A 25,896-nucleotide genomic window follows, 5' to 3' on the forward strand; every position below is an offset into this window, starting at 1 on the left:
GGCCTCATACGGTGGGGCCATGACGCAGGCGACTCCCCCCGGGTGGTACCCCGACCCCGGACAGACAAGTGACGGTCCCGCCACCGAGCGCTGGTGGGACGGCAAGGCGTGGACGGAGGGGACCCGGCCCGCCGGATCGGCCGCCGCATGGGGCCCGCCAGAACAGGTCGCGAGCCTCGGTGCGCCCCCGGCCCACCCGGCCTACCCGGCGTATCCCGAGCAGCCGCCGGCCGCTCCGCGCGGTGGCCGAATAGGCATAGCCGTGGCGGCGGCGGTCGTGGTCCTCGCGAGCATCGGCATGGGCGTGTACGCGCTGGCCGACAACGGCGGCGGGAACAGCGCCGCCGACTCGCAGGGGCCCGGGCAGAACGGCGGACAGAACGGCGGGCAGGGCGGGACCGGCGGCCAGAACGGCCAGGGCGGCCCCTTCGGCGGCAACGGTGGTTCCGGCGGCTCGGGCGGCTCCGGTGGTTCCGGGGGCCAGTCCCCCTCCCCCCGCACGTCCGAGGCGCCGAAGATCGAGAGCGGTTCGGTCTCCGACTCGGTCTCCGGGATCAGCCTGCCCATCCCGAAGGACTGGTACGGCCAGGCGATACAGGTCGGCGCCTCGGTCACGTCGAACGACTCCTACGACTGCCCCGGCGACACCTCCCAGACGTGCACGAAGGGCGGTGCCTACTCGGCGCCCGCCCTGGCGCTCGGCGCCGACGGCAGCACGGCCGAGCAGGTCGCCAAGGCGGACATCTCGGCGAACGCCGAGCAGTCGTACGGCGGCAAGACCTACGGCTCGATCACCTCGCACGACGTCATCGCGTCCAAGGCCGTGACCGTGGCCGGGCAGAAGGGCTATCTGGTCCGCTGGAAGGCGGTGACCAGCAAGGGCTCCGACGGCTATGTCGAGTCGCTGGCCTTCCCCTCGCCGGCGAACACGCAGCAGATCGTGGTGGTGCGCTTCGGCGTCGACGTCGAGGAGGGCCAGGCCGTGATCGACGAGATCACCAAGGGCATCCAGGTGTCGACGGGCGGCGGCAACGGCAAGAGCGCCTGACACCGGTCGGCCGGGTGGGGCGCCTCTCCGCTCAAGAGGAACCCCACCCGGCCGGGGGGTGCGCGCCGCCCCCGTCCCCACGGTGCGGCGCGATCGGGACACCGTCCAGTCATCCCGTGGACGGCGGCCCGGCTCTCAGGTCAGGCCGAGTGTCGGCAGCACGGCGGCCTCCACGAAGCAGACCAGGTAGTCGGGGTCGGCGTACTCGCCGTCCACCACGGGACGGGCGCGGATGACGCCGAACATCTGGGCCGGGATGTATTCCAGCGCCGGGTGTCCGGGGGCGACCTCGCCGCGCTCGACCCCACGCTGGAGGATGTGCCTCAGCGCGGCGATCTCCGGCTCGACCAGTGCCTCGCGCAGGGCCTGCGCGAGCTCCGCGTCCTGGGTGACGGCATGGCCCAGGGCCTGGAGCAGCTTGGTGTCGTGCATCGACCAGCGGCCCGCGGCCCGGGCGACCTCGCGCAGGTCCTCGGCGAGCGATCCGGTGTCGATGCCGTCGAACTTCGAGCGGCGGCGGGAGCGCAGGGCGGCGACCACGAACTGGGGCTTGGTCTTCCACTGCCGGTAGAGCGTGGACTTGCTGCACCGGGTGCTGGCGGCGACGCCTTCCATGGTCACGGATTCGTATCCGCACTCACGGATCTGTTCGAGCACGGCGTCGAAGAACTCCTGCTCACGCTCGGGCGTGATCTTGGAGCGGCGCGAGGCGGCGACCGTCTCCGGTCCGTCCGCGGCCTGCGACGTCATCTGCTCGTCTCCTCCCTGGCCGGGCCGGCCCGCTGCCGCGGACCGCGCGTTTCATTCCCGGATTCCAGTGTGTCGTATGTCTATCGATACGCCAGTGTACCGGTACCCGACCGTATCGGTACACTGGCGTATCGGTACGATTCAGTATCGATGAGTTTCGGGAGCCGGACGGGTCATAACCGTGTCCAGTTCTCAGCACCTGCACCACCGTCAGCGAAAGGGCCGGGGGATGAATGCCCGCACCGAGCCTTCAGAAGCGGGGCCGCGCGCAATAGCGAGGCCGCCGCTCGTCCGTGAGCTCCTGCTCGTCGTAGGGCTCTTCCTCGTCTACAAGTTCGGCCGGCAACTGGCCACGGGGCACACCGCCGAGGCCTTCCGCAACGCCGACCGCGTATGGGACTGGGAACGCGCCCTGCACCTCCCGGACGAGGGCTCGGTGCAGTCGCTGCTGCTGCACGGCGACACCCTCGTGCACCTCGCGAACACCTACTACGCCACGGTCCACTTCCCGGCCACGATCGCCTTCCTGGTCTGGCTCTACCTGAAGCGCCCCGCGCACTACGTGTGGGCCCGCCGCGTCCTCGCCACCGTCACCGGTGCCGCCCTGGTGCTCCACCTGTTCTTCCCGCTGGCCCCGCCGCGGATGCTCGCGGCGGCCGGTCTGGTCGACACCGCGAAGGTCTACGGCCCCTCCGTGTACGGCCCGCCGCAGACCGACACCCTCTCCAACCAGTTCGCCGCGATGCCCTCGCTGCACTTCGGGTGGGCGTTGATGGTGGCGATCGGCCTGATCGTGGCGACCCGCTCCCGCTGGCGCTGGCTGTGGCTGCTGCACCCGCTGGTGACCCTGACGGTGATCGTCGGTACCGCGAACCACTACTGGATGGACGCGATCGTCGCGACGGCCCTGCTGGGCATCGCCCTCGCGGTGATCCACGCGCCGCGGCGGACGGCGACCACGGCGGGCCGGGCGCAGGAACGCCTCGCGCCGGCCGGCGCCGAGGCCGAGGAGAACGTCCTGGTCGGAGCGGGCCGATGAACGCCACCCTGATCGCCGTGGCCCTGTCCCTGCTCTCCTCCGTCGCCTACGCGGCCGCCGCCGTCGCCCAGGAGCGGCTCGCCTCCCGCAACCCGGGTTCCGGTGCGCTGCGGATGCTCGGCTCGGGTGCCTGGTGGTGGTCGGTCGCGCTCAACGCGTCGGCCGCGCTGCTGCACGTCGTGGCCCTCAAGTACGGCCCCCTGACCGTGGTCCAGCCGCTCGGCGCCCTCACTCTCGTCGCCGCGGTGCCGCTGGGCGCGCGGATCGCGGGACGCCGGGTCACCGCGACGGAGTGGCGGGGCACGGCCTACACGCTGGCGGGCCTCGCCGCGATCCTGGTCGTGGCGTCGGGGTCCGCGCCGGGGAAGGTGCTGAGCACGTCCGAGGCCGTGGCGGTGGCGGGGGTGACGGCGGCCCTCATCGGGCTGCTGGCCCGCCCCGGTGCCCGGCCCGGCATACGGCACGCGTCGGCGTCCGGGATCGCCTCGGGGGTGGCCTCCGCGCTCACCCAGACCGTGACGGTGGCCGCGACCGACCGTTCCGAGTCGCTGCTCAGCGTCCAGGTGATCGGGGTGGCGCTGCTCGTCGCGGCCTTCGCGGCGGGCGGGCTGCTGCTCTCCCAGACCGCCTACCGCGACGGCCTGGGCGCCCCGCTCGCGGTGGTGACGCTGGCCAACCCGACGGCCGCCGCGGTGATCGGCCTCTCCCTGCTGGGCGAGGGCCTGCGCGGCGGCGCGGCGGGCGTGCTCCTCGCACTGGCGGGGGCGGGCGTGGCGGCGTGGGGTGTGGTGCTGCTGACCCGGACGGCTCCGGTCCCGGTGGACGAGGAGCATCCGGTGGCCGCGGTGCTGGCCCTGGAGCCGTCGACCGCTTCCGTGGAGGCGGCGCTGCGGGACATGGTCGTGCCCCGGCCTTCGGAACCGGGGCACCTCACACCGCTGTAGGGGCGGTCACCCGAACCCGCGGGCGTCCTGCTTCAGCGCGGTGTCCACGGTCAGCGCGGTAGCGACGACCAGGCTCAACAGCGGCTCGGGCAGCTGGTAGTGGATCTGCAGCACGTAGTTGTCCGCGGTGGTGAACATGGTCTTGGCCAGCCCCTCCCACGTCTTCGTGATCCGGGCGACCTCGTTCTCCGCGTGGTCGACGATCGCGAAGTTCCACGCCCGCCAGTTCTCGGCCTTGATGGCGCCGACCTGCTGGCCGTTCACGTTCATCGCGAAATTGATCTTCCCGATGACGTTCTGCTGGACGATCTCGCCGACCTGCGACCCGTCCGGACGCTCCACGATCACCCGCGACTTGAGGAACTTCGCGGGCCGGGTCAGCAGGAGCACCGGCTGGCCGTAGGCGTCCCGGATCTCCAGCTTGTGGGTCATGTACTGGTCGAGGCTGGAGACGAAGCGCAGGACCTTCTTCAGCGCGCTCTGCCCGACCTGGGTGACGGAGCCGAGCTGGTTGCCGTTCTGGTCCATGACCTTGTACTCGTTGGTCACCTCGATCAGCTTGGCCTTCTGGTTCACCACCAGCACCGGCTCGGTGAACAGGGTGCCGCCGCCCGCGTTGTTGGGCGTGACCCCGGCCTGCTGCTGCACCTGGCGCTGCACGCGCGCGTCCGGCGCCGCCGCCTGCTGGGGCATGTGCGGCGGCTGCTGGACGGGCGGGGCCTGAACCGGCGGGGCCTGCTGAACGGGCGGGGCCTTGACGGCGGCCTGTGCCTGGCCCTGCCCCGCCGCCTGCTGCTGGTCCGGGTGGGTGTGCTGGGTCCACTGCGCACCGTCCCAGTACCGGAGCGTCTGGGGCGCTCCGTGCGGATCGGGATACCAGCCTGCAGGTGTGTTCGAATGCGTGGTCACCGGGGCACAGTACCCCGGGACCTACGCGATCCGGCCACCTGGACGGCGGCTCCCGGGCGGCTTTACCTGGTGATTACGGCGGGGTCGCTCACCCCGTCGCAACCGTTCTCGACATGTCCGGCGAACCGTCGCACAAAGGCCGCGTCGGTGCCGGAGGTGACCGTGAGGTCGTACCAGCGCTTGCTCCGGGCGAGCCCGAAGGTGTGCCGGACGGTGGTGCCGGGCCGCACGGTGAAGGTCCGCGCCGGGTCGCCGTAACCACTGGCGACCTTCAGACGGACCGAGCCTGAGCCCTTGTTGGTGAAGGTCAGCTCGACGTCGTCACCGTGGTGGCGGGCGGTGACCTCGGGCCCGGCGGCCTTGTTCGAGCCCTTGAAGGAGCGCAGGAAGCCGTTGGGTCCGTGCACGGTGAGGTCGTACGACCCCTTCGAGTACGCCGAGTTCCAGGTGTCCGAGACGGACTTGCCGGCCTCGGTGGTGTAACTCCAGGGCCCGTCCGTGCGGTTGCCGGAGGTCACCAGGAAGGCGGCACCGGCCTTGGCGCCGGAGGCGAAGGCGAGCGTGAACCTGCCGTTCTTCGCGTCGACCGAACCGTCCACGTGCGGGGCGTACTTGAGCGGCCGGGCCGGGCGCACACCGCGCTCCTGCTTCGGCAGGGCGCCGACCGCGGGCGGGACCGGCACGTAGTCGGGGTGGCGGTCGCGGTCCGGCGGCTCGTAGCCGTCGGTGTCCGGCAGGCCGACCGGCTTGGTGTCCTTGCGGGAGAAGTCGAAGGCGGAGGTCAGGTCGCCGCAGACCGCGCGCCGCCAGGGCGAGATGTTCGGCTCGTGGACGCCGAAGCGGTGCTCCAGGAACCGGATGATCGAGGTGTGGTCGAGCGTCTCGGAGCAGACGTAACCGCCCTTGCTCCAGGGCGAGACGACGAGCATGGGCACACGCTGGCCGAGTCCGTAGGGGCCGGCCGGGTGGCTGCTGTCGCCCTTGTACAGGTCGAGCGCGGGGTCGACCGTGGACTTGCCCTGCGCGGCCGAGCCCGCCGGGTACGCGGGGACCACGTGGTCGAAGAAGCCGTCGTTCTCGTCGTACGTGATGAACACGGCCGTCTTCGCCCAGACCTTCGGGTCAGAGGTGAGCGCGTCCAGGACCTGGGCGACGTACCAGGCGCCGTAGTTCGCGGGCCAGTTGGGGTGCTCGGTGAAGGCCTCGGGGGCAACGATCCAGGAGACCTGCGGCAGCTTCCCGGCCTTCACGTCGGCCTTGAGCTGGTCGAAGTAGCCCTCGCCCTTGGTGTAGTCGGTGCCGGTGCGGGCCTTGTCGTAGAGCGGGTCGCCGGGCTTGGCGTTGCGGTACTGGTTGAAGTAGAGCAGCGAGTTGTCGCCGTAGTTGCCCCGGTAGGCGTCCGGGATCCAGCCCCAGGAGCCGTTCGCGTCGAGGCCGTCGCCGACGTCCTGGTAGATCTTCCAGGAGACGCCGGCCTTCTCCAGGCGCTCGGGGTAGGTGGTCCAGCCGTAGCCGACCTCGTCGTTGCCGAGGACCGGGCCGCCGCCCTGGCCGTCGTTGCCCGTGTAGCCCGTCCACATGTAGTAGCGGTTCGGGTCGGTGGAGCCGATGAACGAGCAGTGGTAGGCGTCGCAGATGGTGAACGAGTCCGCGAGGGCGTAGTGGAAGGGGATGTCCTCGCGGGTCAGGTACGCCATCGTCGTGGACCCCTTGTTCGGGACCCATTTGTCGTACTTGCCCGCGTTGAAGGCGGCGTGTCCGTCGTTCCAGCCGTGCGGGAGGTCCTGGATGAACTGCATGCCCAGGTCGTTCGCCTCGGGCCGGAAGGGCAGGATGTCCTCGCCGTTCTTGTCCGCCTGGTGCCACACGGACTTTCCGTTGTCCAGGGTCACCGGGCGCGGGTCGCCGAAGCCGCGGACGCCCCTGAGCGAGCCGAAGTAGTGGTCGAAGGACCGGTTCTCCTGCATCAGGACGACGACGTGCTCGACGTCCTCGATCGTCCCCGTGCGGTGGTGGGCCGGGAGTGCGGCAGCCCGCTGGATGCTGTTCGACAGGGCACTGAAGGCCGTGGTGGCGCCCGCGAGCTGGAGGAATCTGCGCCGGTTGACGTCGGACATGAGTGAGGGGACCTCTCAATCCTGCGCATCGATGGCCGGAATATGACGGAAGGTGCGCGCAGCGAGTGTTCCAAGCGCAACAAACGTCAGGGAAGGGTCCGGTGGCGCTGATGTGAAAGTCGCGGGTACGGGAGGTGTGCGGGACTCGGGAGCGGGGATGGTCGCGATCATGACAGATACCGAGGCCGCACGGTCCCTCCCCACGAAACGGCCCGTACGCCAGCTCCTCGCCGCGTCCGTGGGCAACGCGGTGGAGTGGTACGACTGGTACGCGTACACGTTCCTGGCCACCTACATCGCCGCCGCGGTCTTCCCCAAGGGCGCGGACAACTCGCTGGTGCCGCTCCTGTCGACCTTCGCGGTGTTCGCGGTGGGCTTCTTCATGCGGCCGGTCGGCGGGCTGCTGATGGGGGCGGTCGCGGACCGGCACGGGCGACGCGCCGCCCTGACGGTCACCATCCTGCTGATGGGCGGGAGCAGTCTGCTGGTCGGACTGACACCGACGTACGGTGCGGTCGGCGTCCTCTCCCCGGTCGTGCTGGTGCTCGCACGGCTGCTCCAGGGCCTGTCCGTGGGCGGGGAGTTCGCCGCCTCGACGACCTTCCTGGTGGAGTCCGCGGGGCCCGGCAGGCGCGGGCTGTTCTCCAGCTTCCAGTACGTGTCGACGACCGCGGGGCAGCTCGTCGCGTCCGGGATCGCCACGGTGCTGGTGGACACCCTGAGCGAGGGGCGGATGGACGACTGGGGCTGGCGGGTGCCGTTCGTGCTCGGGGCCGTGCTGTCGCTGGTCGGGTTCTGGATCCGGCGGGGCGCGCACGAGACCCGGAGCGAGGAGGAGCAACGGGCGCCGCGTCCTGGCCTGTTGGACGCGCTGCGCCGCCATCCCCGCGCGTCCCTGCTGATCTGCGGGATCACCATGGGCGGCACCATCGCGTACTACACGTGGACGTCGTACCTGCCGACGTACGCCGAACTCAACGCGGGCGTCGACAAGTCGGACGCGCTGCTCGCGGGCACGATCTCGCTCGCCTTCTTCGGTCTGCTCCAGCCGCTCGGCGGGCTGCTGTCGGACCGCTTCGGCCGCCGCCCCCTACTCCTCTTCTTCGGCCTGGGCTTCGCCCTGCTGAGCGTGCCCCTGCTGCACTCCCTGCGCGACTCCTTCGCGGTGCTGCTGCTCGTGCAGTGCGCGGGCATGGTGCTGCTGACCGGGTTCACGTCGATCAGCGCCGCGGTCAACGCAGAGTTGTTCCCGCCACGGGTGCGGGCGGCCGGGATCGGCTTCCCCTACTCCCTGACGGTCGCGCTGTTCGGCGGCACGGCGCCGTATGTGGGCACGCTCTTCAAGGAGTTGGGGCACGCCGGCTTCTTCCCCTGGTACGTCGCCGTCCTGTGCCTGGGGTCCTCGCTGGTGTATCTGCGGCTGCCGGAGACCGCGCACACGGAGCTGCGGCGGTGAGGGGCACGGGCCGGCCGGTGCCGCCGGACCCCTCGCCGACCGCACTCCGGTCGTGGCCGTCGGTGCCCACCGCACCGTGCTATCGATGCCCCCTGCTCGTGAACCGCTCGAAGACATGGCTGAAGGCCCAGGTGCCCTGGGCGATCCCGGAGCAGGAGTCGGAGCCGCCGGTGCCGGGGCAGCCGCCGTTGTCGCGCTGGAGGGCCCAGAAGGAGAGGGTGTTGATCCGCCGGGCCTCGGCCCACTTCTCCACCGACACCGCGTTCTGGACGGTGAAGGTCTCCTCGGGGCCGTAGTCGTCGATGCCGGGCATCTCGATGACGCCGATCATGCTCCAGAGCTTCGCGGAGCTCTTCTTCGGGTACAGGGCGGCGAGTTGGGCGTGCAGCCCCTCGGCGGCCGTCCTGGTGTCGGCCGCCATGTCGTGCGTGGCGCCGTCGTAGTAGTCGAAGGTCATCAGGTTGACGACGTCCACGCGGGCGCCGTTGTCGACCGCGTTCCTCAGCACCGCGAGGCCGTTGGCCTCCAGGCCCTTCGTGGAGGTCGGCAGGGTGTAGGAGAACTGCACGGTGCGGCCGGTGCGTTGGGCCCAGCGCTGCACCTGGGCGATGGCCTTGTTGCGGCGGTCGATGCCGGCCGCGTTGTCGATCGAGTCGCCCTCGACGTCGAGGTCGATGCGGCTGATGCCGTACGTGGTGACCAGGCTCCTGAAGACCCCGGCGATGGCGTCGACGCTGGTGCAGCTGTCCGCCAGTTCGGTGCCGGTGGTGTCCGCGGACCAGCCTCCGAAGGACGGGATGACATCGCCGCCGCGTGCCTGGATGGCGGCGATGTCACGGCCGAGGGTCGACCGCGAGATCGGCTGGTCGGTGGCGCCGTTCCAGTAGGCGGTGCACGAGCCCGGAGCGGCCGTCTGAAGGAAGGCCAGGGTCAGGTACTTGTTGCCGGAGGCGGCGGCCAGCGCGGCCGGGCTCTCTCCGGTCCACGTCTCGAAGTAGGGCGCGGCCACCTGGGCCGGCAGGGGCCGGCCGAAGCCCGAAACAACCGAGGAGGGGGGCGAGTGCGGCGCCGCGAGCGCGCTCCCTCCCCCGATTCCGACGAGCCCTGCGGACAGGGCGCTGACGCTCAGACAGGACAGCAGTGTGCGAAGTCGTCTCACTGACGCTCCCATGGGGAAAGGGCATGCGGGGACAGCGGAAGGACGGTACTGCGGAGGAACGGGGACCATAATTGGACTAGACCAGCTAACTGTCAAGGTTCTTTACAGTTAGCTTGCCGAGCCCGTCGCGACCAGCCGTCCGGCGTTCCCTTCCGTGTGGCGGAAGAGGTGTTGCCGCGCCCCCGCGACCGCCCAGACGATGCCACCACAGCAGACAGACGGGAGCCGCAACGATGCCTCACACCACCGCCTTCGCCCGCAACCAGTGGTACGTCGCCGCCTACAGCCACGAGGTCGGGCGCGAGGAACTGCTCGGCCGGACGATCCTCGGCGAGCCGCTCGTGTTCTACCGGACCGAGGAGGACGGCACGCCCGTCGCGCTCGCCGACCGCTGTGTGCACCGCCGGTTCCCGCTGCACGAGAAGCCGAGCAGGCTCGACGGCGACCGGATCGTGTGCGGCTACCACGGGTTCACGTACGACACGAGCGGCACCTGTGTGTACGTGCCGGGCCAGAAGCGCGTGCCGCGGACCGCCCGGGTCGCCTCCTACCCCGTCGTCGAGCTGGACTCCCTGATCTGGGTGTGGATAGGCGACCCGGCGCTCGCCGACGCCGACACCATCCCGCGCGCCCGGCACCTCGACTCCCCCGGCTGGGTCACCGTCCGCGGCATGGAGCCGATCGACGCCGACTACGGACTGCTGGTCGACAACCTCCTCGACCTCTCCCACGAGACGTATCTGCACGGCGGCTACATCGGCACCCCCGAGGTCGCCGAGACGCCGATCACCACCGAGGTCGACGAGGGCGCCGGCATCGTACGGGTGAGCCGGCACATGGACGACGCCGAGTGCCCGCCGTTCTACGCCAGGTCCACCGGGATCGAGGGCCGGATCACCCGCTGGCAGGACATCGAGTACCACGCGCCCTGTCTGTATCTGCTGCACAGCCGGATCGCCCCGGTCGGCGTGCTGCCCGAGGCCGATGGCAGCGACCCGAACGGCTTCCACACCGAGATCACGTACGCCATCACACCGTCCGAGGACGGCAAGGTGTACGACTTCTGGATGGTCTCCCGCGACTGGGCGACCGAGGACGCCGAGGTCACGGAGTTCCTGCGGGGCAACAACCACACCGTGGTCATGCAGGACGTGGACGCGCTCAACCTGCTCCAGCGCACGCTCGGCGGCGAGCGGGCCGGGTACCAGGAGCTGAGCATCAACATCGACACCGGCGGTCTCGCCGCCCGCCGTATCCTCGCCCGGCTGGTCGAGGAGGGCGACAAGCCCGTGGAGAAGGTCCTGTGAGTGCCGGACCCACCGGGGAGATCTACCGCATCGACTGGCTGCCGGGCACCGACACCCTGCACGGCACCTGTCACTGCGGCCGCGAGCACACCTCGCAGGACCCGATCGAGATGTGGGAGTGGATGCTGGCCCACCCGAGCGGGCACTCCGCGCCGGAGAACGAGTCGCAAGGAAACGGTTCATGAGTGACGCGTACGAAGCCGAACTCGTCGTCGACCGCAGGGAGTCCGCGGCCGACGGCGTGCTCGCCCTCACCCTGCGCCACCCGCTGGGCGAGCAACTCCCCGGGTGGGAGCCCGGCGCCCATGTCGACGTGGTGCTCGGCCCGGGCCTGGAGCGCCAGTACTCCCTGTGCGGCGACCCGGCCGACCGCACCGCCTGGCGGATCGCGGTGCTGCGCGAGCCGGCCGGCCGCGGCGGATCCGCCCATGTGCACGAGCAGTTGGGGCAGGGCGACAAGGTCCGGGTGCGCGGGCCGCGCAACCACTTCGCCCTGCGGCCCGCACCGCGCTACCGGTTCATCGCGGGCGGCATCGGCATCACCCCGATCCTCCCGATGCTCGCGGCGGCGGAGGCCGAGGGCGCGGAGTGGACCCTGCTGTACGGCGGGCGCACCCGTGAATCCATGGCGTTCACCGAGGAGTTGGGCCGCTACGGCGACCGCGTGACCGTCGCTCCCCAGGACGAGACCGGCCTGCTGGACCTGCCGTCGGTGCTGGACGGCGTTCCCGAGGGCACGCTCGTCTACTGCTGCGGTCCCGGCCCCCTGCTGGACGCGGTGGAGGCACGCTGCCCGGCCGGACTGCTGCACGTGGAGCGGTTCACGCCGAAGGAGCAACCGGTCGGCGAGAACACGGAGTTCGAGGTCGAGCTGGCGCAGACCGGCACGACCGTCACCGTGGCCCCGGACGTCTCCGTACTCGACGCCGTCCGCGCCTCCGGTGTGGAGGTGCTGTTCTCCTGCACCGAGGGCACCTGCGGCACCTGCGAGACGGACGTCCTCGAAGGGACCCCCGACCACCGGGACTCGGTGCTCACGGACGAGGAGCGGGAGGCCGGGGAGACGATGATGATCTGTGTGTCCCGGTGCCGCGGGCGGAAGCTCGTCCTGGACCTGTAGCCATCCCGAGATCGGCCTCGATGCCCGCGACGGTGTCGAGCAGCGCCGGCAGCAGCTCCCGCCGCACGGACGCGAGCGTCGTACGCCCCGCCTGCACCGGGATGTTGACCGCCGCCACCACCACCTCGCCGCCCCGGTCCCGCACCGGGGCGGCGATCGAGCGCAGCCCTTCCTCCAGCTCCTGGTCGACGACGGCGTACCCCTGCCGCCGCACCCGTTCCAGCTCCGCCCGCAGCGGCTCGGCGGTGACGATCGTGCGGGCGGTGAGCGGCACCCACTCGACGCGGGCGAGCCGTACTTCCAGCTCCTCGTCCGGAAGGCCGGCGAGCATGACCCGGCCCACCGAGGTGACGTGGGCCGGGAAGCGGGTCCCCACCGTGATCGCGGCGGTCATGATGCGGCGCGCGGGCACCCGGGCCACGTACACGATGTCGTCGCCGTCGAGGACGCACAGGGACGACGACTCCCTTGTCCGCTCGACGAGTTGCTCCAGATGCGGTTCGGCGATCTGGGCGAGCGAGAAGCCGGCGAGGTAGGAGTAGCCGAGTTCGAGGACGCGCGGCGTGAGCCGGTAGGCGCGGCCGTCGGCGCGGACGTATCCGAGGTCGGCCAGCGTCAGCAGGAAGCGGCGGGCCGCCGCGCGGGTCAGTCCGCAGGCCCGGGCGACCTCGCTCAGGGTCAGCTCCGGGTGGTCGGCGTCGAAAGCGCGGATCACGGCGAGGCCGCGTTCCAGGGAACGGACGAAGTGCGGGGCGCGGGCTGCTTCGGACATCGTCACCTCCGTCGAGCAACTGTCAACAATATTGTCAGCCAAAGGTGTTGACCTCGACCCCGGAGACCAATACCTTTCGCGCTGAGCACCACTGTGCGGTCTGCGCACAGCCTGTCGTAAGCACAGCCTGTCGGAACAACGAAGTCTGCACAGGAGGAGCCATGCGTCGTCTGCTCGCCGCCCTCGCGGCCGGAGCATTCCTGGTCACCGTGTCGGCCTGTGGCTCGTCCGGCGACTCGGGGGCCTCGGACGGGGGATCGTCGTCCGGCGGGACCACCACCGTCAAGCTCGGCCTCATCCCGATCGTCGATGTCGCGCCGGTCTATCTGGGCCAGAAGAAGGGCTTCTACGACAAGCAGGGGCTCAAGCTCGAGATATCCACCGCGTCCGGCGGAGCGGCGATCGTGCCCGGAGTGGCCAGCGGACAGTTCCAGTTCGGCTTCTCCAACGTCACCTCGCTCCTCATCGCCCAGTCGTCCGGGGTGCCGGTCAAGGCAGTCTCCAACGGCATCGCCTCAACAGGCGTGGCGGGCAAGGACTTTGCCGCGATCGCCGTGAAGAAGGGCAGCTCGATCAAGTCCGCGAAGGACCTGGAGGGCAAGAAGGTCGCCATCAACACCCTGAAGAACATCAACGAGTCGGCGGTGCGCGAGTCGGTCCGCAAGGACGGCGGCGACCCGGACAAGGTGCAGTTCGTGGAGCTGGCCTTCGACCAGATGCCCGCCGCCCTCGACAGCGGCCAAATCGACGCGGCCTGCGCGGTCGAACCGGCGCTGGCCACCATCAAGAGCCAGGGCGGCCAGGTGATCGCCTCGCCGATGGTGGACGTGGCGAAGGACGCCACCGTGGCCATGTACTTCACCTCGACGCAGTACCAGCAGAAGAACCCGGACCTGGTGAAGAAGTTCCAGGAGGCCACCGCCGAGTCCCTCGCCTACGCCGACTCCCACCCGGACGAGGTGCGCGAGATCGTCACGACGTACACCAAGATCCCGGCGTCGGTGCTGGCGCAGGTGACCCTCCCGAAGTGGCCGGCCGAGCCCAACAGGGCCTCGATCGAGGCGCTCGCGAAGCTCGGCGAGGAGGACGGGTTCTTCAAGAAGACCCCCGACGTGGACGCGCTCCTTCCGTGAGGTTCCGGAACGCGGCGCTGGGCGCCGCCGGGCTCGCGGCCTTCCTCGCCCTGGGCGAGGCGGTGCCGCGGCTCGGCCTGGTCAAGGAGGCGTACTTCCCGCCGACCAGCCGGATCGCGAGCGCCTTCTTCGACGAACTCTCCGACGGCGCCTTCTGGACGGCGCTCGGCGACACCCTCACCGGCTGGGCCCTGGGCCTGGCCATCGCCGCGTCGGCGGGGATCGTCGTCGGGGTGGTCGTCTCGGTCGTGCCGTACCTGCGCGAGGCGACCGCCTCGACCATCGAGTTCCTGCGCCCGATCCCCTCGGTCGCCCTCATCCCGCTCGCGGTGCTGCTCTACGGCAGCGAACTGCGCTCGGTGCTGCTGCTCGTCGTGTACGCCAGTTTCTGGCAGGTCCTCATCCAGACGCTCTACGGCGTCCAGGACGTCGACCCCGTCGCCGACGAGACGGCGCGGTCGTACGGTCTCGGCACCTGGGCGCGGATCCGCCATGTGCTGTGGCCGACCGCGCTGCCGTATGTGATGACCGGCGTCCGGCTGGCCGCGGCCGTCGCGCTGATCCTCGCCATCACCGGTGAACTCGTCATCGGCGCACCGGGGTTGGGCGCGCGCATCGGCGTCGCGCAGAACTCCCAGGCGGTGCCGGAGATGTACGCGCTGATCGTGGTGACCGGGCTGCTGGGGCTGCTCATCAACGTCGGCGCGCGTACCGTGGAGCGACGGGCGCTGGCCTGGCACCAGTCGGTGCGCGGGGAGGTGGCGGTGTGAAGCGCTTCGTTCTCCGGCTGGTGTTCGTGCTGGCGCTGCCCGCGCTGCTGGTCGCCGGCTGGTGGCTGGCGTCGGACGACAGCACCGACGTCTTCTGGCCGCCGCTGCGCACGATCATGCGGACGTTCCCTGACGTGTGGACCGCCGAGCGGCTGCGCGACGACGTCCTGCCCAGCATCTGGCGGCTGACGGCCGGTTACGCGCTGGCGGCCGTGGCCGGGGTGGCGGTCGGCATGGTCATCGGCTCCTACCGGACGGTGCGGGCGGTGTGCGAACCGGTCCTGGAGTTCCTGCGGGCGGTGCCGCCGCCGGTCCTGGTGCCGGTCATCATGCTGTTCGCGGGCATCGGCGACACCATGAAGGTCACGGTGATCGCGAGCGGCTGCGTCTGGCCGATCCTCCTCAACACCGTCGAGGGCGTGCGCGCGGTCGACCCGGTGATGCTGGAGACGGCCCGCTCCTACGGCATCACGGGTCCGTCGCGCCTGCGCCATCTGGTGCTGCGCTCGGCGAGCCCGCAGATCTTCGCGGGACTGCGCCAGGCCCTGTCGATCGGCATCATCCTGATGGTCATCAGCGAGATGTTCGCGGCCAGCAACGGCATCGGCTTCACCATCGTCCAGTTCCAGCGCAGTTTCGCCGTCCCGGACATGTGGACCGGCATCCTCGTCCTCGGTCTGCTCGGCTTCCTGCTCTCCGTCGTCTTCCAGCTGGTCGAGCGGCGGGTCCTCGCCTGGTACCACGGCCTGCGCGCCTCGGCCCGGCGGTCCCCGTGAGTCACCCGAACGCGAAAGGGCGGTCCATGCACGGACTTCTTGGCGTATCCGGCCTGCGGAAGGTCTACGAGGGGTCAGGGCGCCGGGTGGAGGCGGTCAGGGACCTCACCTTCACCGTCGAGGCGGGCGAACTCGTGTGCCTCGTCGGCCCGTCGGGCTGCGGCAAGACGACCCTGCTGAAGTGCATGGGCGGCCTGCTCGCCCCGACGTCCGGCGAGGTCCGCCTGGCGGGCCGCAAGGTGAGCGGCCCGCCGCCCGGCATGGCCTTCGTGTTCCAGGAGTACGGCCGCAGCCTCTTCCCCTGGATGAGGGTCGCCGACAACGTCGAACTCCCGCTGAAGCAGAAGGACCTGAGCAAGGCCCGCAGACGCGAGCTGGTCGCCGACGCGCTGGAGTCGGTGGGCCTCTCGGACGCGGCCGGGGCGTATCCCTGGCAGCTCTCCGGCGGTATGCAGCAGCGGGTGGCCATCGCCCGCGCCCTGGCCTACGAGCCCGAAGTCCTCCTGATGGACGAGCCGTTCGCGGCCGTGGACGCACAGACCCGCGCCGACCTGGAGGATCTCGTACGACGGCTGTGGCGCGAGCGGGGCATCACGATCCTGTTCGTCACCCACGACATCGACGAGGCGGTCTACCTGGGCGAACGCGTGATCGTCCTCTCCGCCTCCCCCACCGTCGTGCAGGAGCAGCTCAAGGTCGATCTGCCGGACGAGCGCGACCAGTTGCACACCCGTGTGGCCCCGCGCTTCGCCGAACTGCGCACCCATGTGTACGAGCAGATCCAGGCGGCGAAGCGCGGGGTCGTGCGGGACGCGCGGGTCACGAAGTCGGACACGCCTCCACTTCACTGAACGTGAGAGGTCCGTGGCCCCCGTGAAACGCCGTTGCTCCACGGGGGACCGACACATACTGACGAAGCGCCGTCGGCGACCTGAACGCCGGCGGTGCCCGTCAGGCCTGGGGGGTGGGTACCACGCTGAGGTGGGCCGCCGCGCGCCGGGGCCGGCGTCTGGTCGGGGCCGGGCGCAGGACCAGGGTCAGCCGGGTGTAGCCCAGGTCGCGCAGGGTGCGCGGGGTCTCGTCGACCACCCGGCAGTCCGTGGCGCCCCAGCGCGGGTCCGGGTGCGTCAGGGGGCGTACGGCGCCGTCGTGCTCGACGGCCTGCTCGCCGACCGCGCGGATCCAGTGCGGCAGGCCGTGCCGGTAGGCGGCCTCCATGATCGGGTCCTGGGCGATGTCACGGCGGATCGCCTGGAGGCCGTGATCGTGTCCGTGGGTCTCCACCGCGGCCGCGAAGTGCGCGAGCATCGGCAGGCACCAGCGGGACTCGTGCTCGCCGAGGACGCTGCTCGCGTCGGGATGGAAGAGGACGAACCGGAGGAAGTTGTCGCCGGGCATGGCGGTCGGATGGGGGCCCACGGCACGGAAAAGTGACGCGAAAGCGGTGTTGGCGACGACGACGTCCCAGCGGTGGTCGAGGACGACGGACGGAAAGGGGACGGCTTCCAGGAGAGTGGCGTAGTCCTGCAGATACGCCTGGGCTTCGAGCCCTTCGGGGACGGGCCGCAGCTCCGACCGCTGCCCGCCTGCCTGATACGCCATCGGGAGGTCACCCCTCTTGCCTATGCGGCCTTCACGCGGCGCCTTGATCCTGCTTCCCCGCAATGAGTCGTGTCAACTATCGTGGCATTCCATGCCGGTTGACGGCTGAAATTGGCCACAGTTGTGGCGAGACCTGGATGTGAGTTCGAACAACGGGCTACTCTCCGGGAAGTTCACGGCGACCGCCTGTGAGAAGTCGGGTGAGAGACGTAGGAGATCTGCCGGTGTCGGATGGCTTCGAGAGCCCGGACGACGCGGCAACGGTCGTGCTGACGGCCGTGGTCGCCCGCGTCACCGCACTCGCCGACCGGCTCGGCGTCCCGCACCCGCAGGTCTTCGACACCGGCCGGCTGTCCGTCGCCTCCGGTGTCCCCGAGCCCGTGGTCAAGGCCCTGCTCAGCGGTCGCCCGGCGGGTGAACCGGACGTGCAGGCGCGGTTCCTGCAGCGGCTCGACCTGCTGCGCCGCAGCCGGCTCAAGCCCAACGGGCGCAAGTACACCCAGCAGGAGATCGCCGACGGCGCGGGCATGTCCCGGCAGCAGGCCGGCGCCCTCATCAACGGCGACCGGCGCCCCACCATGGAGCACTGCGACGCCATCCAGCGGTTCTTCCGGGTGCACGCGGGTTTCCTCACCGCCGAGGACCCGGAGGCGCTCGCGGGCGCCCTCCAGCGCACCGAGCAGGACCTGCTGCACAAGCTGGCCGACCGGGAGCGGGAGGCGGCCGCGGCCGCCGGGGACCCGCTGGAGCGGCTGCTCCAGGACCACGGGGTGCGCGGGATCGCGTGGCGGGCCGCGCAGCTGCCCACCGACCAGCACCGTGACAAGGTCGCCGAGTGGCTGGACATGCTCCTGGAGAGCGTCAAGCGGCCCGAGTCCTGAGCCGGGGGAGAACTGTGGGCATCGGTAAGCACATGCGTCGCCTGAGCGGCGAGTTGGTCGCCGAGCTGGAGCTGACCGCCCCGGCCCGGCCCGAGGACCTGTACGGCGCCCTGTGCGACGCGATGAGCAGACGCCGGGGCCGCCCGGTCCACTTCCGTACGGCGCCCTTCCCGGTCGGCACGGCCAGCGGACTGTGGCTCGACATGGCCGACCAGGACCTCGTCGTCATCGAGGAGCGCACCGCCCCCGACCACCAGTTGGTCATCCTCGGCCACGAGCTGTGGCACATGAACGCCGGTCACTGCTCCCACCACGTCGAGGGCGCCGCGGTCGCCGCGCGGCTGCTCAGTGACGACGCCGACCTCCAGGCCACGGTCCGCAAGGTCGCCGCGCGCAGCCGCTTCGAGCTCGCCGAGGAGCGCGACGCGGAGAGCTTCGGCCTGCTGCTGGCCAGCAAGTGCCGGGCGCTGCTGGCGGGTTCGTCGCTACGGGGTCCGGTGCAGCGGGATCAGCTCGCGGGGCGGATCGAGGCGTCGCTGGGGTACCTGGGTCCGCAGGGCTGATCCGCTCGGGACCGGGGCGAGGGGCGCGGCGGGTCCGCGTCAGGGGCGATCGACCGCCCTTCCGCCCAGTTCAGGATCCCTTTCCGGGACGGGCGCGGGTCCGCTGACCGGGCGAACCGGTGGGCGGGGAAGCCTGATTGTCAGTGGTGCGCGGCAAGCTGGAGACGCACACCCGTGTGGGGTGCGACCGACGCCGACCTCGGGGAGAGCCGCCGATGCCCACCGCCGTACTGACCGACCGTGAGCGCGTTGCCGTACAGGCCTACCTGCGACTGCTGCACACGGTCCGAGCCGCTTTCGACACCGCGGCCGGCCCACCGGACTCCGCCCGGCCGCCGGTCGTCCCGCCGACGGTCCTCGCCGAGGCCGAGCGGGCCCTGGCCGACGCGGGGCTCGCGGGCAACGAGGAGGAGTTCTTCCGGCTGCTCAGGGGCTGGTGCCCGCCCGAGCCGTAGCGAGGCCGACGACCGCGCCGTGCGCTCAGGCGTGCGGCACGGTCACCGACGTGGCGACCAGGCCGCCCCGGACCGTCCAGCGGCCTTCGAGGACTCCGCGCCGCTCGCCGCCCACCAGCGGGCCGGGGACGAGGAGTTCGGCGCGCAGACCGCCGCTGAGGGGCCGCTCGGGGTCGACGGTGACCTCGATGTCGGCCTCGGAGAAGTCCAGCCACTTGCCGGTGAGGGGGAACCACGCCTTGTAGACGGACTCCTTGGCGCTGAACAGCAGCCGGTCCCAGTGGACCGCGGGGTGCCTTGCCGAGAGGTCCCGCAGCCGGACCCGCTCCCCCGGCAGGGAGACGCTCTCCAACACGCCCTCGGGCAGTGGCCCATGGGGCTCGGCGTCGATGCCGAGGGAGGCCAGGTCGGCGGCGCGGACCAGGGCCGCGGCGCAGTAGCCGTCGCAGTGGGTCATGCTGCCGGTGATGCCGGCCGGCCACTGCGGGGCGCCCCGCTCCCCCGGCAGGACCGGCTGCGGCGGCACACCGAGCTTCTCCATGGCCCGGCGGGCACAGGCGCGCACCATGGCGAACTCACGGCGCCGCTTGGCGACGGCGGCCGCGACCAGCGCCGCCTCCTCCGGGTAGAGCGTCAGGTTGTCCGGCTCGTCGTGACCGTGCATCTCGACGGCCACGACCGGGTCCGGCAGCAGTTCTCCGATCACCGCGCGCCGACCTCCCCGGGCACGATCCGGCGCAGCCGTCCCGGTGGGTCCGACCGCTTGCGCCACTCCCGCGGATAGCCCACCGAGACCTCCTCGAAGCGGACACCCTCGTGCCAGGTGGTCCTGGGGATGTGCAGATGGCCGTAGACCATCGTCTCCACCCGGAACCTGCGGTGCCAGTCGGCGGTCAGGGTGGTGCCGCACCACATGGCGAACTCGGGGTGCCAGAGCACGTCCATGGGGTGCCGGTCGAGCGGGTAGTGGTTGACCAGCACGGTGGGCAGGTCCTCGGGGAGCGCGGCGAGTCGGCGCTCGGTCTCCGCGACCCGGGCCCGGCACCAGGCCTCGCGGGTCGGATAGGGGTCGGGGTGCAGCAGGAACTCGTCGGTGCACACGATCCCGGTGCCGTGCGCGTACTCCAGCCCCTGCTCCTTGGTCGCGCAGCCGGCCGGCAGGAACGAGTAGTCGTAGAGCAGGAACAGCGGGGCGACCACGACGGGGCCGCCGGGGCCCTCCCAGACCGGGTAGGGGTCCTCGGGGGTGAGGACGCCGAGTTCCCGGCAGACCTCGACGAGGTGTTCGTAGCGCGGGACCCCGCGCAGGGTGACGGTGTCCTTCGGATGGGTCCACAGCTCGTGGTTGCCGGGCGCCCAGACGACCTTCCGGAAGCGGCCCGCGAGGGTCTCCAGGGTCCAGCGGATGTCGGCGACGGTCTCGGCGATGTCACCCGCCACCAGGAGCCAGTCCTTGTCGGTATCCGGCCGCATCCGCTCGACCAGCGAGCGGTTCTCGGGATAGCCGATGTGCAGATCGCTGATGGCCAGTAGTTGTGCCGCGTCACCGGCCGTCGACGTCACTTCCCGCCCCCTCCGAGCACCCGAGTGGGACCACGAGAACACATTTGGTTTCGCGGTACAAGAGCAGATCGCGGTGGCCGGAGTCCATGATCGGGAAATCCGTAACACGCGTGTTGCACGCGGCACCCCTTGAAAGCCGTATGATCGCCCCAACACCACCGCATGGAACTTCCCTTCGCAAGGGGCGGTTTGGTGTCCCTCCAATCACCCTGCCCGGGCACGGGCCAGCTTCGCCGTGCCCGAAAATGCCTGAAAGGCGGCCTGCATGCTCTCTCGCGTACGCGTCTGGCTCAACCGCACGTACGCGGAGAACGTGTTCTTCATGGATCAGTTGCGGCGAAATCCCAGCGACAGAGCCGTGGAGATCCACGCGACGCACGGCGACGCCGACTCGCCCGTGCTGGCCGCCGCGGACACCGCCGAGCTGGAGCCGGAGGGGCTTTCCCCCGCCGCCTACGTCGAGTTCGCGCTCGACCAGTGCCAGCGCCGTGGCATCGACGTGTTCGTGCCCCGGCTGCACCAGTCGGCGATCGTCGCGCACCGCGCCGACTTCGCCGCGATCGGTACGGCGCTGCTGGCGCCGCCGCCGGAGGGCGTGGCCGTCTTCCACGACAAGGTCATCGCCTACGAGGCCGTCCAGGCGATCGGTGTCCCGGTGCCGCCGTGGTGGCGGGTGCGGACCGCGGACGAACTGGTCGCGGCGGTCGAGGAGTTGGAGGCGGGCGGTCACCGCGCCTGCTTCAAGCCGGCGTCCGGTGCGGGCGGGGTGGGCTTCCGGATGATCACGCGCGCCCCCTTCTCACTCATGCACCTCAACGGCTTCCCGAGCCCGTACGTCTCGCTCGACATGGTCGTCGAGGCGCTCCAGCAGTCCGACGAGCCGGTGGACTGGCTGGTCATGCCGCGCCTTGAGCAGCCGGAGGTGTCCGTCGACACGCTCACCGGCACGGACAACCGGGTGCGGCTGGCGATCGGCCGTACGAAGAACGGCCGCCGGCGCGGGTTCACGCTGCACGAGCAGTGGCTGGAGCCGGCGCGGCTGATCGCCGAGGGGTTCGGGCTGCACTACCTGTCCAACATCCAGTTCCGGATGTTCGGTGGCCGTCCTGTGCTGATGGACGTCAACACGCGCCCGGCCGGTGGGCTGCACCAGCTGTCCCTGTGCGGGGTCAACGTACCTTGGGCGGCTGTGCAGTTGGCGCTCGGGGAGGACCCCGGGGTGATCGAGCCGCCGTTCCTGGGGCAGGACTACACGGTGGTGTCGGGGCCGAGGCCGCTGCGGGCGGTTTCGCTGCCGCAGCAACGGGTGGACGAGGTCGAGCCCCTCCTGCCCAGCGTGCCTGCTCCCGCCCCTGCGGTGGAGGCTGCGGCGGCGGCCCTGCCTCTCTAGGTCGCCTGCCGGGTGCGGGGTTCGCCGTGGCTTGTCGCACCGTCCCCCGCACCCCCTGTGCAGGTTCAAGTTCCTGCTCGTTGTCTTGACACGGGCATTGGTCCATACCAACTTGGTTGCGCACCCCCTTGCACTCCCGAACACCCCCATATCTTCAGGGAGATCGCGTGCGCAACCCACTCAGACGTTCCAGACTTCTCGCTCTGCTCGGCACCGCCGCTCTCGGGTTCGTCGGTGTCGTGGCTGTTCCCCAGGCGGCCCAGGCGGCCAACGTCCTGACGAACCCCGGCTTCGAGTCGGGGAGCCTCTCCCCCTGGACCTGCACCGGCAATCTCGGCTCCGTCGTCTCGTCTCCCGTGCACGGGGGCTCCAAAGCCCTTCAGGGCGCGGTGAGTTCGAGTGACAACGCGCAGTGCAGCCAGACCGTCGCCGTGCAGCCGAACACGGCCTACAGTCTCAGCGGCTGGGTGCGCGGGTCGTATGTATACCTCGGCGTCAACGGCGGTGCCTCGACGTGGACTTCGTCCCCCTCGGCGTACAGCAAGCTGACCACGTCGTTCACAACCGGCGCGGCGCAGACCAGCGCCACGATCTACGTCCACGGGTGGTACGCCCAGGGCACCTACTACGCCGACGACATCAGCCTCGACGGGCCCGGCGGTGGCGGCGGTTCGGACAGCCAGGCGCCGAGCGCGCCGACCGGGCTGACCTCCACCGGCAAGACGTCGTCGAGCGTGTCGCTGAAGTGGAACGCCTCCACGGACAACGTGGGTGTCACGGCGTACGACGTCTACCGCGGTTCCAACAGCGTCCTGACCGTCTCCGGTACGTCCGCCACGGTCAGCGGGCTCTCGGCCAGTACGGCGTACACCTTCACCGTCAAGGCGCGGGACGCGGCCGGGAACACCTCCGGGGCCTCCAACTCCGTGAGCGTGACGACGGACGCGGGCGGCGGGGGCGGCACCGGCTTCAAGCAGGCCGCGCCCTATCTGTACGAGGGCTGGGGCGATCCCCCGAGCCCGAGCACGGTGATGAGCGCGACCGGCATCAAGTGGTTCACGATGGCGTTCATGCTGGACTCCGGTGGCTGCAACCCCGCGTGGGACAGCACCCGGCCGCTGACCGGCGGTGTGGACCAGACCGCCATCAACCAGATCCGGGCGGCCGGCGGTGACATCGTGCCGTCGTTCGGCGGCTGGCAGGGCAGCAAGCTCGGCGCCAACTGCTCCTCAGCGAGCGCACTCGCGGGCGCGCTCCAGAAGGTGATCGACGCCTACTCGCTCAAGGCGATCGACATGGACATCGAGAACACGGACGAGTTCGAGAACGAGGCCGTGCAGGCGAGGATCCTCACCGCGCTGAAGACGGTCAAGGCCAACAACCCCGGCCTCAAGACCATCGTCACCTTCGGCACCTCGACCACAGGACCGACCTACTACGGCAACCGGCTCATCGAGCAGGCGCAGTCGATCGGCGCGAACATCGACGTCTTCACCATCATGCCGTTCGACTTCGGCGGCGGCTCCGACATGTACGGCAACACCGTCAACGCCGCCGAGGGGCTGAAGGCCAAGCTGAAGTCCACGTTCGGCTGGGACGACGCCACCGTTTACTCCCACATCGGCATCTCCGGCATGAACGGCCTCTCCGACCAGCAGGAGAACACGACCCCGGCGATCTGGACCTCGATCCGCGACTGGGCCAACTCCCATCACATCGCGCGGCTCGCGTTCTGGTCGGTCAACCGGGACCGTCCGTGCCCGGGCGGCGGCGTGGTGAGCAACTGCTCCGGCATCAGCCAGAGCAACTGGCAGTTCACCTCGATCACGGCCGGCTTCACCGGCTGAGCCCAGCGGGTCAGTCGGACCGGTACCCCCACGCCTGCGCCAACTCGGCCAGGCGTGGGGGCAGTTCGGCTTCGGGGTCGGCAGCGCGGGCGGGCTGGATGCGCCCCGACTTGATGGTGCTGGACCAGTCGCCGAGCTGGGGCCGGAAGGTGCCGTGGTCCTTGCTGCCGTAGTCGAGCATCCCGCTCTCCCAGGACAGGCCCAGGTAGTCGCACAGGGCGCGGGTCGCCTTCTCGGGCTCGGCGGTGAGTTCCTCGTACGTGACGACATGGGCGTCGAGGGACAGCCGGGCCTCTTCCAGCTTCTCGGCGTACTCCAGGACTTCGGCCCGGATGGCTTCGTGGTCGGGGTCCGTGCGGCGGCTGGTGAGGGACGCGATCACCGCGCCGGGGTGGCGCAGCAGGACGACGTACTTGGCGTTCGGCCAACATCGGTGCAGCCGGGGCCAGATGAGGGTGTTCGCCGGTGTCTTGTCGACGATGACGCCCTTGCCACTGCGGGCGAGTTCGAGATGCAGGACCCGGTCCCACAGCATGTGTTCCAGTTCCTGCTTGTCGAGTTCGAGTGCCTTCATGGCCTCGGAGGAGAAGTCGCGGCTCAACTCGACGTGCAGGGTGCGCAGATGCATCTCGTGCGGGGCGCGGATCCGGCTGTGGCTGTTGAGGAGCACCCGCAGCAGGGTCGATCCGGAGCGCACGGAGGACAGCACGAACACCGGGGCGTCCACCAGGCGCGGGGCGCAGGGGGCGACGTACGACGACGTCTCGCCGCTGGACCGGGGGGACGGTACGGCGTCCAGGCCGCGGCGCGGCGGGCTCACCGCCTCCTTCATCAGCCGTCCCCGGCGCCTGAGTCCCTTGCCGATCGCGGACATACGCGGGTCTCGCACGGTGTCACCTTTCCGTCGTGCTCTCGCTTCCGCATCCCAGGGGCGACACGCGAACCCCAGGTGTCCGAGAGGGAAACGGAAAAGGTCACGGCGGGCCGAAAACCCGCCGTGACCTGGAGACTTACCGCTGTCTTAAGAGTTCATGGGAATCACGCTCAGAAGCGGCCCGATCCCCGGTACAGCTCCGCTTCCCCGTCCAGTTCGACCTTGAGGACCGTGGCGTACGGGTCGAGGTCGGACTCGGCCGGCGGGTCGATCCACACGATGCCCACGGCATCGTGCAGACCGCCGACCAGCTGGTGCCCCAGCTCGGTCCCGGTCCCGAGGACGGTGACCCTGCGGACCGGGGTGACCAGTCCGCGCAGCCCGATCTCGGCGCGCGGGGCGTCGAAGAGGACCAGGTAGAGCGTCCGGCCGTCGGCGGAGAGGGTGCTGGGTCCGTAGTGGTGCCCGGCGGGCAGGCCGCGCCGGGTCCCGTACACGGCCTCGGAGTGCTTGGCGATCCACTCCCCCAGGCCTTCGAGCCGCTCGACCTGGGGCGCGGGAATGGTCCCGTCCTCCATCGGGCCGACGTCCAGCAGCAGGTTGCCGCCCCCGCCGATGGTCTCGGTGAAGTAGCGGATCAGCTGGGCGAGCGACTTGTGGTGGTGGTCCTGGTGCTGGTAGCCCCACGAGTCGTTGATCGTCAGGCACAACTCCCAGGGACCCTCGGGGGGTTCGATGGGAGCGCCCTGCTCGGGCGTCGCGTAGTCGCCCTCGCTGAGCATGCGCGCGTTGAAGACGACGTCCGGGGTGTACGACCGGATGAGCGCGGCGAGTTCGGGGATGCGCCACTGCTCCTCGCTGCGGTCCCACTCGCCGTCGAACCACATCAGGTCGGGCCGGTACCGGGAGGCCAACTCCTCGATCTGGCCGTCCCGGTAGGCGATGAACCGTTCCCAGGCGGCCAGGTCCTCGTCCTCGGCGGCCACCTCGGAGTAGCGGTTGTCCTCCTGCTCCGGCGGACGGCCCGGCTTGCGCGTGGACGCGTAGTCGGGGTGGTTCCAGTCGGAGTGCGAGTAGTAGAAGCCGACCTTGAGGCCCTTCTCGCGCAGGGCCTCGGAGTAGGGGCCGATGTAGTCCCTGCCGAGGTTCAGATCGCCGAACTCCGTGTCCCACAGCGCCACACCGTCGTGGTGACGGGTCGTCAGCACCGCGTACCTGGCCCCGGCCCGGGCGAACAGGTCAGCCCACTCACGAGGGTTGTACCTGGCGCCCGTGAACCGCTCCAGCTGGGACATGTACCGCTCGTGCGGGACGATGTCGTCGTAGAACGACCAGGACTCCTGGACGCCGTCCACGGCGTAGATGCCCCAGTGGATGAAGATCCCCAACTTGGCGTCGGTGAACCAGGGTTGCATCGGCAT

General features: G+C 70.5%; 26 protein-coding genes. 16 read left to right on the plus strand and 10 right to left on the minus strand.

What is annotated here, in order from left to right; all coding sequences use genetic code 11:
• Window positions 1–19 precede the first annotated feature (19 nt).
• Entirely contained in the window at window positions 20–1,048 is a 1,029-nt protein-coding gene (locus tag G3I78_RS10555) for a DUF2510 domain-containing protein (protein ID WP_164422755.1), read from the plus strand.
• Between the two features lie 135 nt (window positions 1,049–1,183).
• Here the strand turns inward: G3I78_RS10555 and G3I78_RS10560 are convergent, their stop codons facing one another.
• The gene (locus tag G3I78_RS10560; RefSeq protein ID WP_164422757.1) at window positions 1,184–1,798 is read right to left on the minus strand and encodes a TetR/AcrR family transcriptional regulator; all 615 of its coding nucleotides are present in this window, start codon (window positions 1,796–1,798) and stop codon (window positions 1,184–1,186) included.
• Between the two features lie 229 nt (window positions 1,799–2,027).
• On the opposite strand from G3I78_RS10560, the gene G3I78_RS10565 reads away from it, so the two are divergent.
• The gene (locus G3I78_RS10565; protein WP_164422759.1) at window positions 2,028–2,837 is read left to right on the plus strand and encodes a phosphatase PAP2 family protein; all 810 of its coding nucleotides are present in this window, start codon (window positions 2,028–2,030) and stop codon (window positions 2,835–2,837) included.
• Window positions 2,834–3,781 carry a hypothetical protein gene (locus G3I78_RS10570; protein ID WP_164422761.1) on the plus strand — a complete coding sequence of 316 codons (948 nt, stop codon included), beginning with the start codon at window positions 2,834–2,836 and terminating at the stop codon, window positions 3,779–3,781. Before G3I78_RS10565 ends, G3I78_RS10570 begins: the two co-directional genes overlap by 4 nt.
• Before the next feature lie 6 nt (window positions 3,782–3,787).
• Here G3I78_RS10570 and G3I78_RS10575 read toward each other — a convergent pair whose 3' ends face one another.
• Window positions 3,788–4,690: a phospholipid scramblase-related protein gene (locus G3I78_RS10575; protein ID WP_164422764.1), complete on the minus strand. Its 903-nt coding sequence runs from the start codon at window positions 4,688–4,690 to the stop codon at window positions 3,788–3,790.
• A gap of 62 nt (window positions 4,691–4,752) precedes the next feature.
• On the minus strand, window positions 4,753–6,807 hold the full coding sequence (locus G3I78_RS10580; protein ID WP_164422766.1) for a phospholipase C, phosphocholine-specific: 2,055 nt from the start codon (window positions 6,805–6,807) through the stop codon (window positions 4,753–4,755).
• A gap of 169 nt (window positions 6,808–6,976) precedes the next feature.
• On the opposite strand from G3I78_RS10580, the gene G3I78_RS10585 reads away from it, so the two are divergent.
• On the plus strand, window positions 6,977–8,263 hold the full coding sequence (locus G3I78_RS10585) for an MFS transporter (protein WP_239157719.1): 1,287 nt from the start codon (window positions 6,977–6,979) through the stop codon (window positions 8,261–8,263).
• 79 nt (window positions 8,264–8,342) lie between these two features.
• Here the strand turns inward: G3I78_RS10585 and G3I78_RS10590 are convergent, their stop codons facing one another.
• A complete protein-coding gene (locus G3I78_RS10590; protein WP_164422770.1) occupies window positions 8,343–9,422 on the minus strand; it encodes a chitinase in 1,080 nt (359 codons plus the stop codon).
• Between the two features lie 233 nt (window positions 9,423–9,655).
• Between G3I78_RS10590 and G3I78_RS10595 the strand changes: the two genes are divergently transcribed.
• From G3I78_RS10595 to G3I78_RS10605, 3 genes are read left to right on the plus strand one after another with little or no spacing between them, the layout of a single operon-like run.
• On the plus strand, window positions 9,656–10,729 hold the full coding sequence (locus tag G3I78_RS10595; RefSeq protein ID WP_164422772.1) for an aromatic ring-hydroxylating dioxygenase subunit alpha: 1,074 nt from the start codon (window positions 9,656–9,658) through the stop codon (window positions 10,727–10,729).
• The gene (locus tag G3I78_RS10600; protein ID WP_164422774.1) at window positions 10,726–10,914 is read left to right on the plus strand and encodes a hypothetical protein; all 189 of its coding nucleotides are present in this window, start codon (window positions 10,726–10,728) and stop codon (window positions 10,912–10,914) included. Before G3I78_RS10595 ends, G3I78_RS10600 begins: the two co-directional genes overlap by 4 nt.
• Window positions 10,911–11,849 carry a PDR/VanB family oxidoreductase gene (locus tag G3I78_RS10605; protein WP_164422776.1) on the plus strand — a complete coding sequence of 313 codons (939 nt, stop codon included), beginning with the start codon at window positions 10,911–10,913 and terminating at the stop codon, window positions 11,847–11,849. The genes G3I78_RS10600 and G3I78_RS10605 overlap by 4 nt, the downstream gene beginning before the upstream one ends.
• Here G3I78_RS10605 and G3I78_RS10610 read toward each other — a convergent pair.
• Complete coding sequence (locus G3I78_RS10610) at window positions 11,764–12,621, minus strand: IclR family transcriptional regulator C-terminal domain-containing protein (RefSeq protein ID WP_164422778.1); 858 nt, start codon at window positions 12,619–12,621, stop codon at window positions 11,764–11,766. The two genes, G3I78_RS10605 and G3I78_RS10610, sit on opposite strands and share 86 nt — an antisense overlap.
• 161 nt (window positions 12,622–12,782) lie before the next feature.
• Between G3I78_RS10610 and G3I78_RS10615 the strand changes: the two genes are divergently transcribed.
• Genes G3I78_RS10615 through G3I78_RS10630 form a run of 4 tightly spaced genes read left to right on the plus strand, consistent with a single transcriptional unit; the run spans window position 12,783 to window position 16,151 of the window.
• Window positions 12,783–13,754 (plus strand): ABC transporter substrate-binding protein, encoded by a 972-nt coding sequence (locus G3I78_RS10615; protein ID WP_164422780.1) that lies wholly within the window; start codon window positions 12,783–12,785, stop codon window positions 13,752–13,754.
• Entirely contained in the window at window positions 13,751–14,524 is a 774-nt protein-coding gene (locus tag G3I78_RS10620; protein ID WP_164422782.1) for an ABC transporter permease, read from the plus strand. Before G3I78_RS10615 ends, G3I78_RS10620 begins: the two co-directional genes overlap by 4 nt.
• Entirely contained in the window at window positions 14,521–15,300 is a 780-nt protein-coding gene (locus tag G3I78_RS10625) for an ABC transporter permease subunit (protein WP_164422784.1), read from the plus strand. The genes G3I78_RS10620 and G3I78_RS10625 overlap by 4 nt, the downstream gene beginning before the upstream one ends.
• Before the next feature lie 26 nt (window positions 15,301–15,326).
• Window positions 15,327–16,151 carry an ABC transporter ATP-binding protein gene (locus G3I78_RS10630; protein ID WP_203614740.1) on the plus strand — a complete coding sequence of 275 codons (825 nt, stop codon included), beginning with the start codon at window positions 15,327–15,329 and terminating at the stop codon, window positions 16,149–16,151.
• A 100-nt stretch (window positions 16,152–16,251) separates the two neighbouring features.
• On the opposite strand, the gene G3I78_RS10635 is transcribed toward G3I78_RS10630, so the two are convergent.
• Window positions 16,252–16,902: a hypothetical protein gene (locus tag G3I78_RS10635; RefSeq protein WP_164422786.1), complete on the minus strand. Its 651-nt coding sequence runs from the start codon at window positions 16,900–16,902 to the stop codon at window positions 16,252–16,254.
• 224 nt (window positions 16,903–17,126) lie between these two features.
• Here G3I78_RS10635 and G3I78_RS10640 point away from each other — a divergent pair, with 224 nt between their 5' ends.
• From G3I78_RS10640 to G3I78_RS10650, 3 genes are all read left to right on the plus strand, one after another.
• Entirely contained in the window at window positions 17,127–17,783 is a 657-nt protein-coding gene (locus G3I78_RS10640; RefSeq protein WP_164422788.1) for a helix-turn-helix transcriptional regulator, read from the plus strand.
• A gap of 32 nt (window positions 17,784–17,815) precedes the next feature.
• Complete coding sequence (locus tag G3I78_RS10645) at window positions 17,816–18,346, plus strand: toxin-antitoxin system, toxin component (RefSeq protein ID WP_164422790.1); 531 nt, start codon at window positions 17,816–17,818, stop codon at window positions 18,344–18,346.
• Between the two features lie 215 nt (window positions 18,347–18,561).
• Window positions 18,562–18,801, plus strand: a complete 240-nt coding sequence (locus G3I78_RS10650) for a hypothetical protein (RefSeq protein WP_164422792.1) — start codon at window positions 18,562–18,564, stop codon at window positions 18,799–18,801.
• A 25-nt stretch (window positions 18,802–18,826) separates the two neighbouring features.
• Here G3I78_RS10650 and G3I78_RS10655 read toward each other — a convergent pair whose 3' ends face one another.
• Window positions 18,827–19,507, minus strand: a complete 681-nt coding sequence (locus G3I78_RS10655) for a 4'-phosphopantetheinyl transferase superfamily protein (RefSeq protein WP_164422795.1) — start codon at window positions 19,505–19,507, stop codon at window positions 18,827–18,829.
• Window positions 19,504–20,364 (minus strand): metallophosphoesterase, encoded by an 861-nt coding sequence (locus tag G3I78_RS10660; RefSeq protein ID WP_164422797.1) that lies wholly within the window; start codon window positions 20,362–20,364, stop codon window positions 19,504–19,506. The genes G3I78_RS10655 and G3I78_RS10660 overlap by 4 nt, the downstream gene beginning before the upstream one ends.
• 265 nt (window positions 20,365–20,629) lie before the next feature.
• Here G3I78_RS10660 and G3I78_RS10665 point away from each other — a divergent pair, with 265 nt between their 5' ends.
• Window positions 20,630–21,754: an ATP-grasp domain-containing protein gene (locus tag G3I78_RS10665; RefSeq protein ID WP_164422799.1), complete on the plus strand. Its 1,125-nt coding sequence runs from the start codon at window positions 20,630–20,632 to the stop codon at window positions 21,752–21,754.
• Between the two features lie 167 nt (window positions 21,755–21,921).
• On the plus strand, window positions 21,922–23,601 hold the full coding sequence (locus G3I78_RS10670; RefSeq protein ID WP_164422801.1) for a carbohydrate binding domain-containing protein: 1,680 nt from the start codon (window positions 21,922–21,924) through the stop codon (window positions 23,599–23,601).
• Between the two features lie 10 nt (window positions 23,602–23,611).
• On the opposite strand, the gene G3I78_RS10675 is transcribed toward G3I78_RS10670, so the two are convergent.
• Window positions 23,612–24,490: a sulfotransferase gene (locus G3I78_RS10675; protein WP_343243708.1), complete on the minus strand. Its 879-nt coding sequence runs from the start codon at window positions 24,488–24,490 to the stop codon at window positions 23,612–23,614.
• Between the two features lie 155 nt (window positions 24,491–24,645).
• The gene (locus G3I78_RS10680) at window positions 24,646–25,896 is read right to left on the minus strand and encodes an alpha-L-fucosidase (RefSeq protein ID WP_164422803.1); all 1,251 of its coding nucleotides are present in this window, start codon (window positions 25,894–25,896) and stop codon (window positions 24,646–24,648) included.

Origin of the sequence: Streptomyces sp. SID13726 (assembly GCF_010548375.1) — a bacterium.
Taxonomy (GTDB): Bacteria; Actinomycetota; Actinomycetes; order Streptomycetales; family Streptomycetaceae; genus Streptomyces.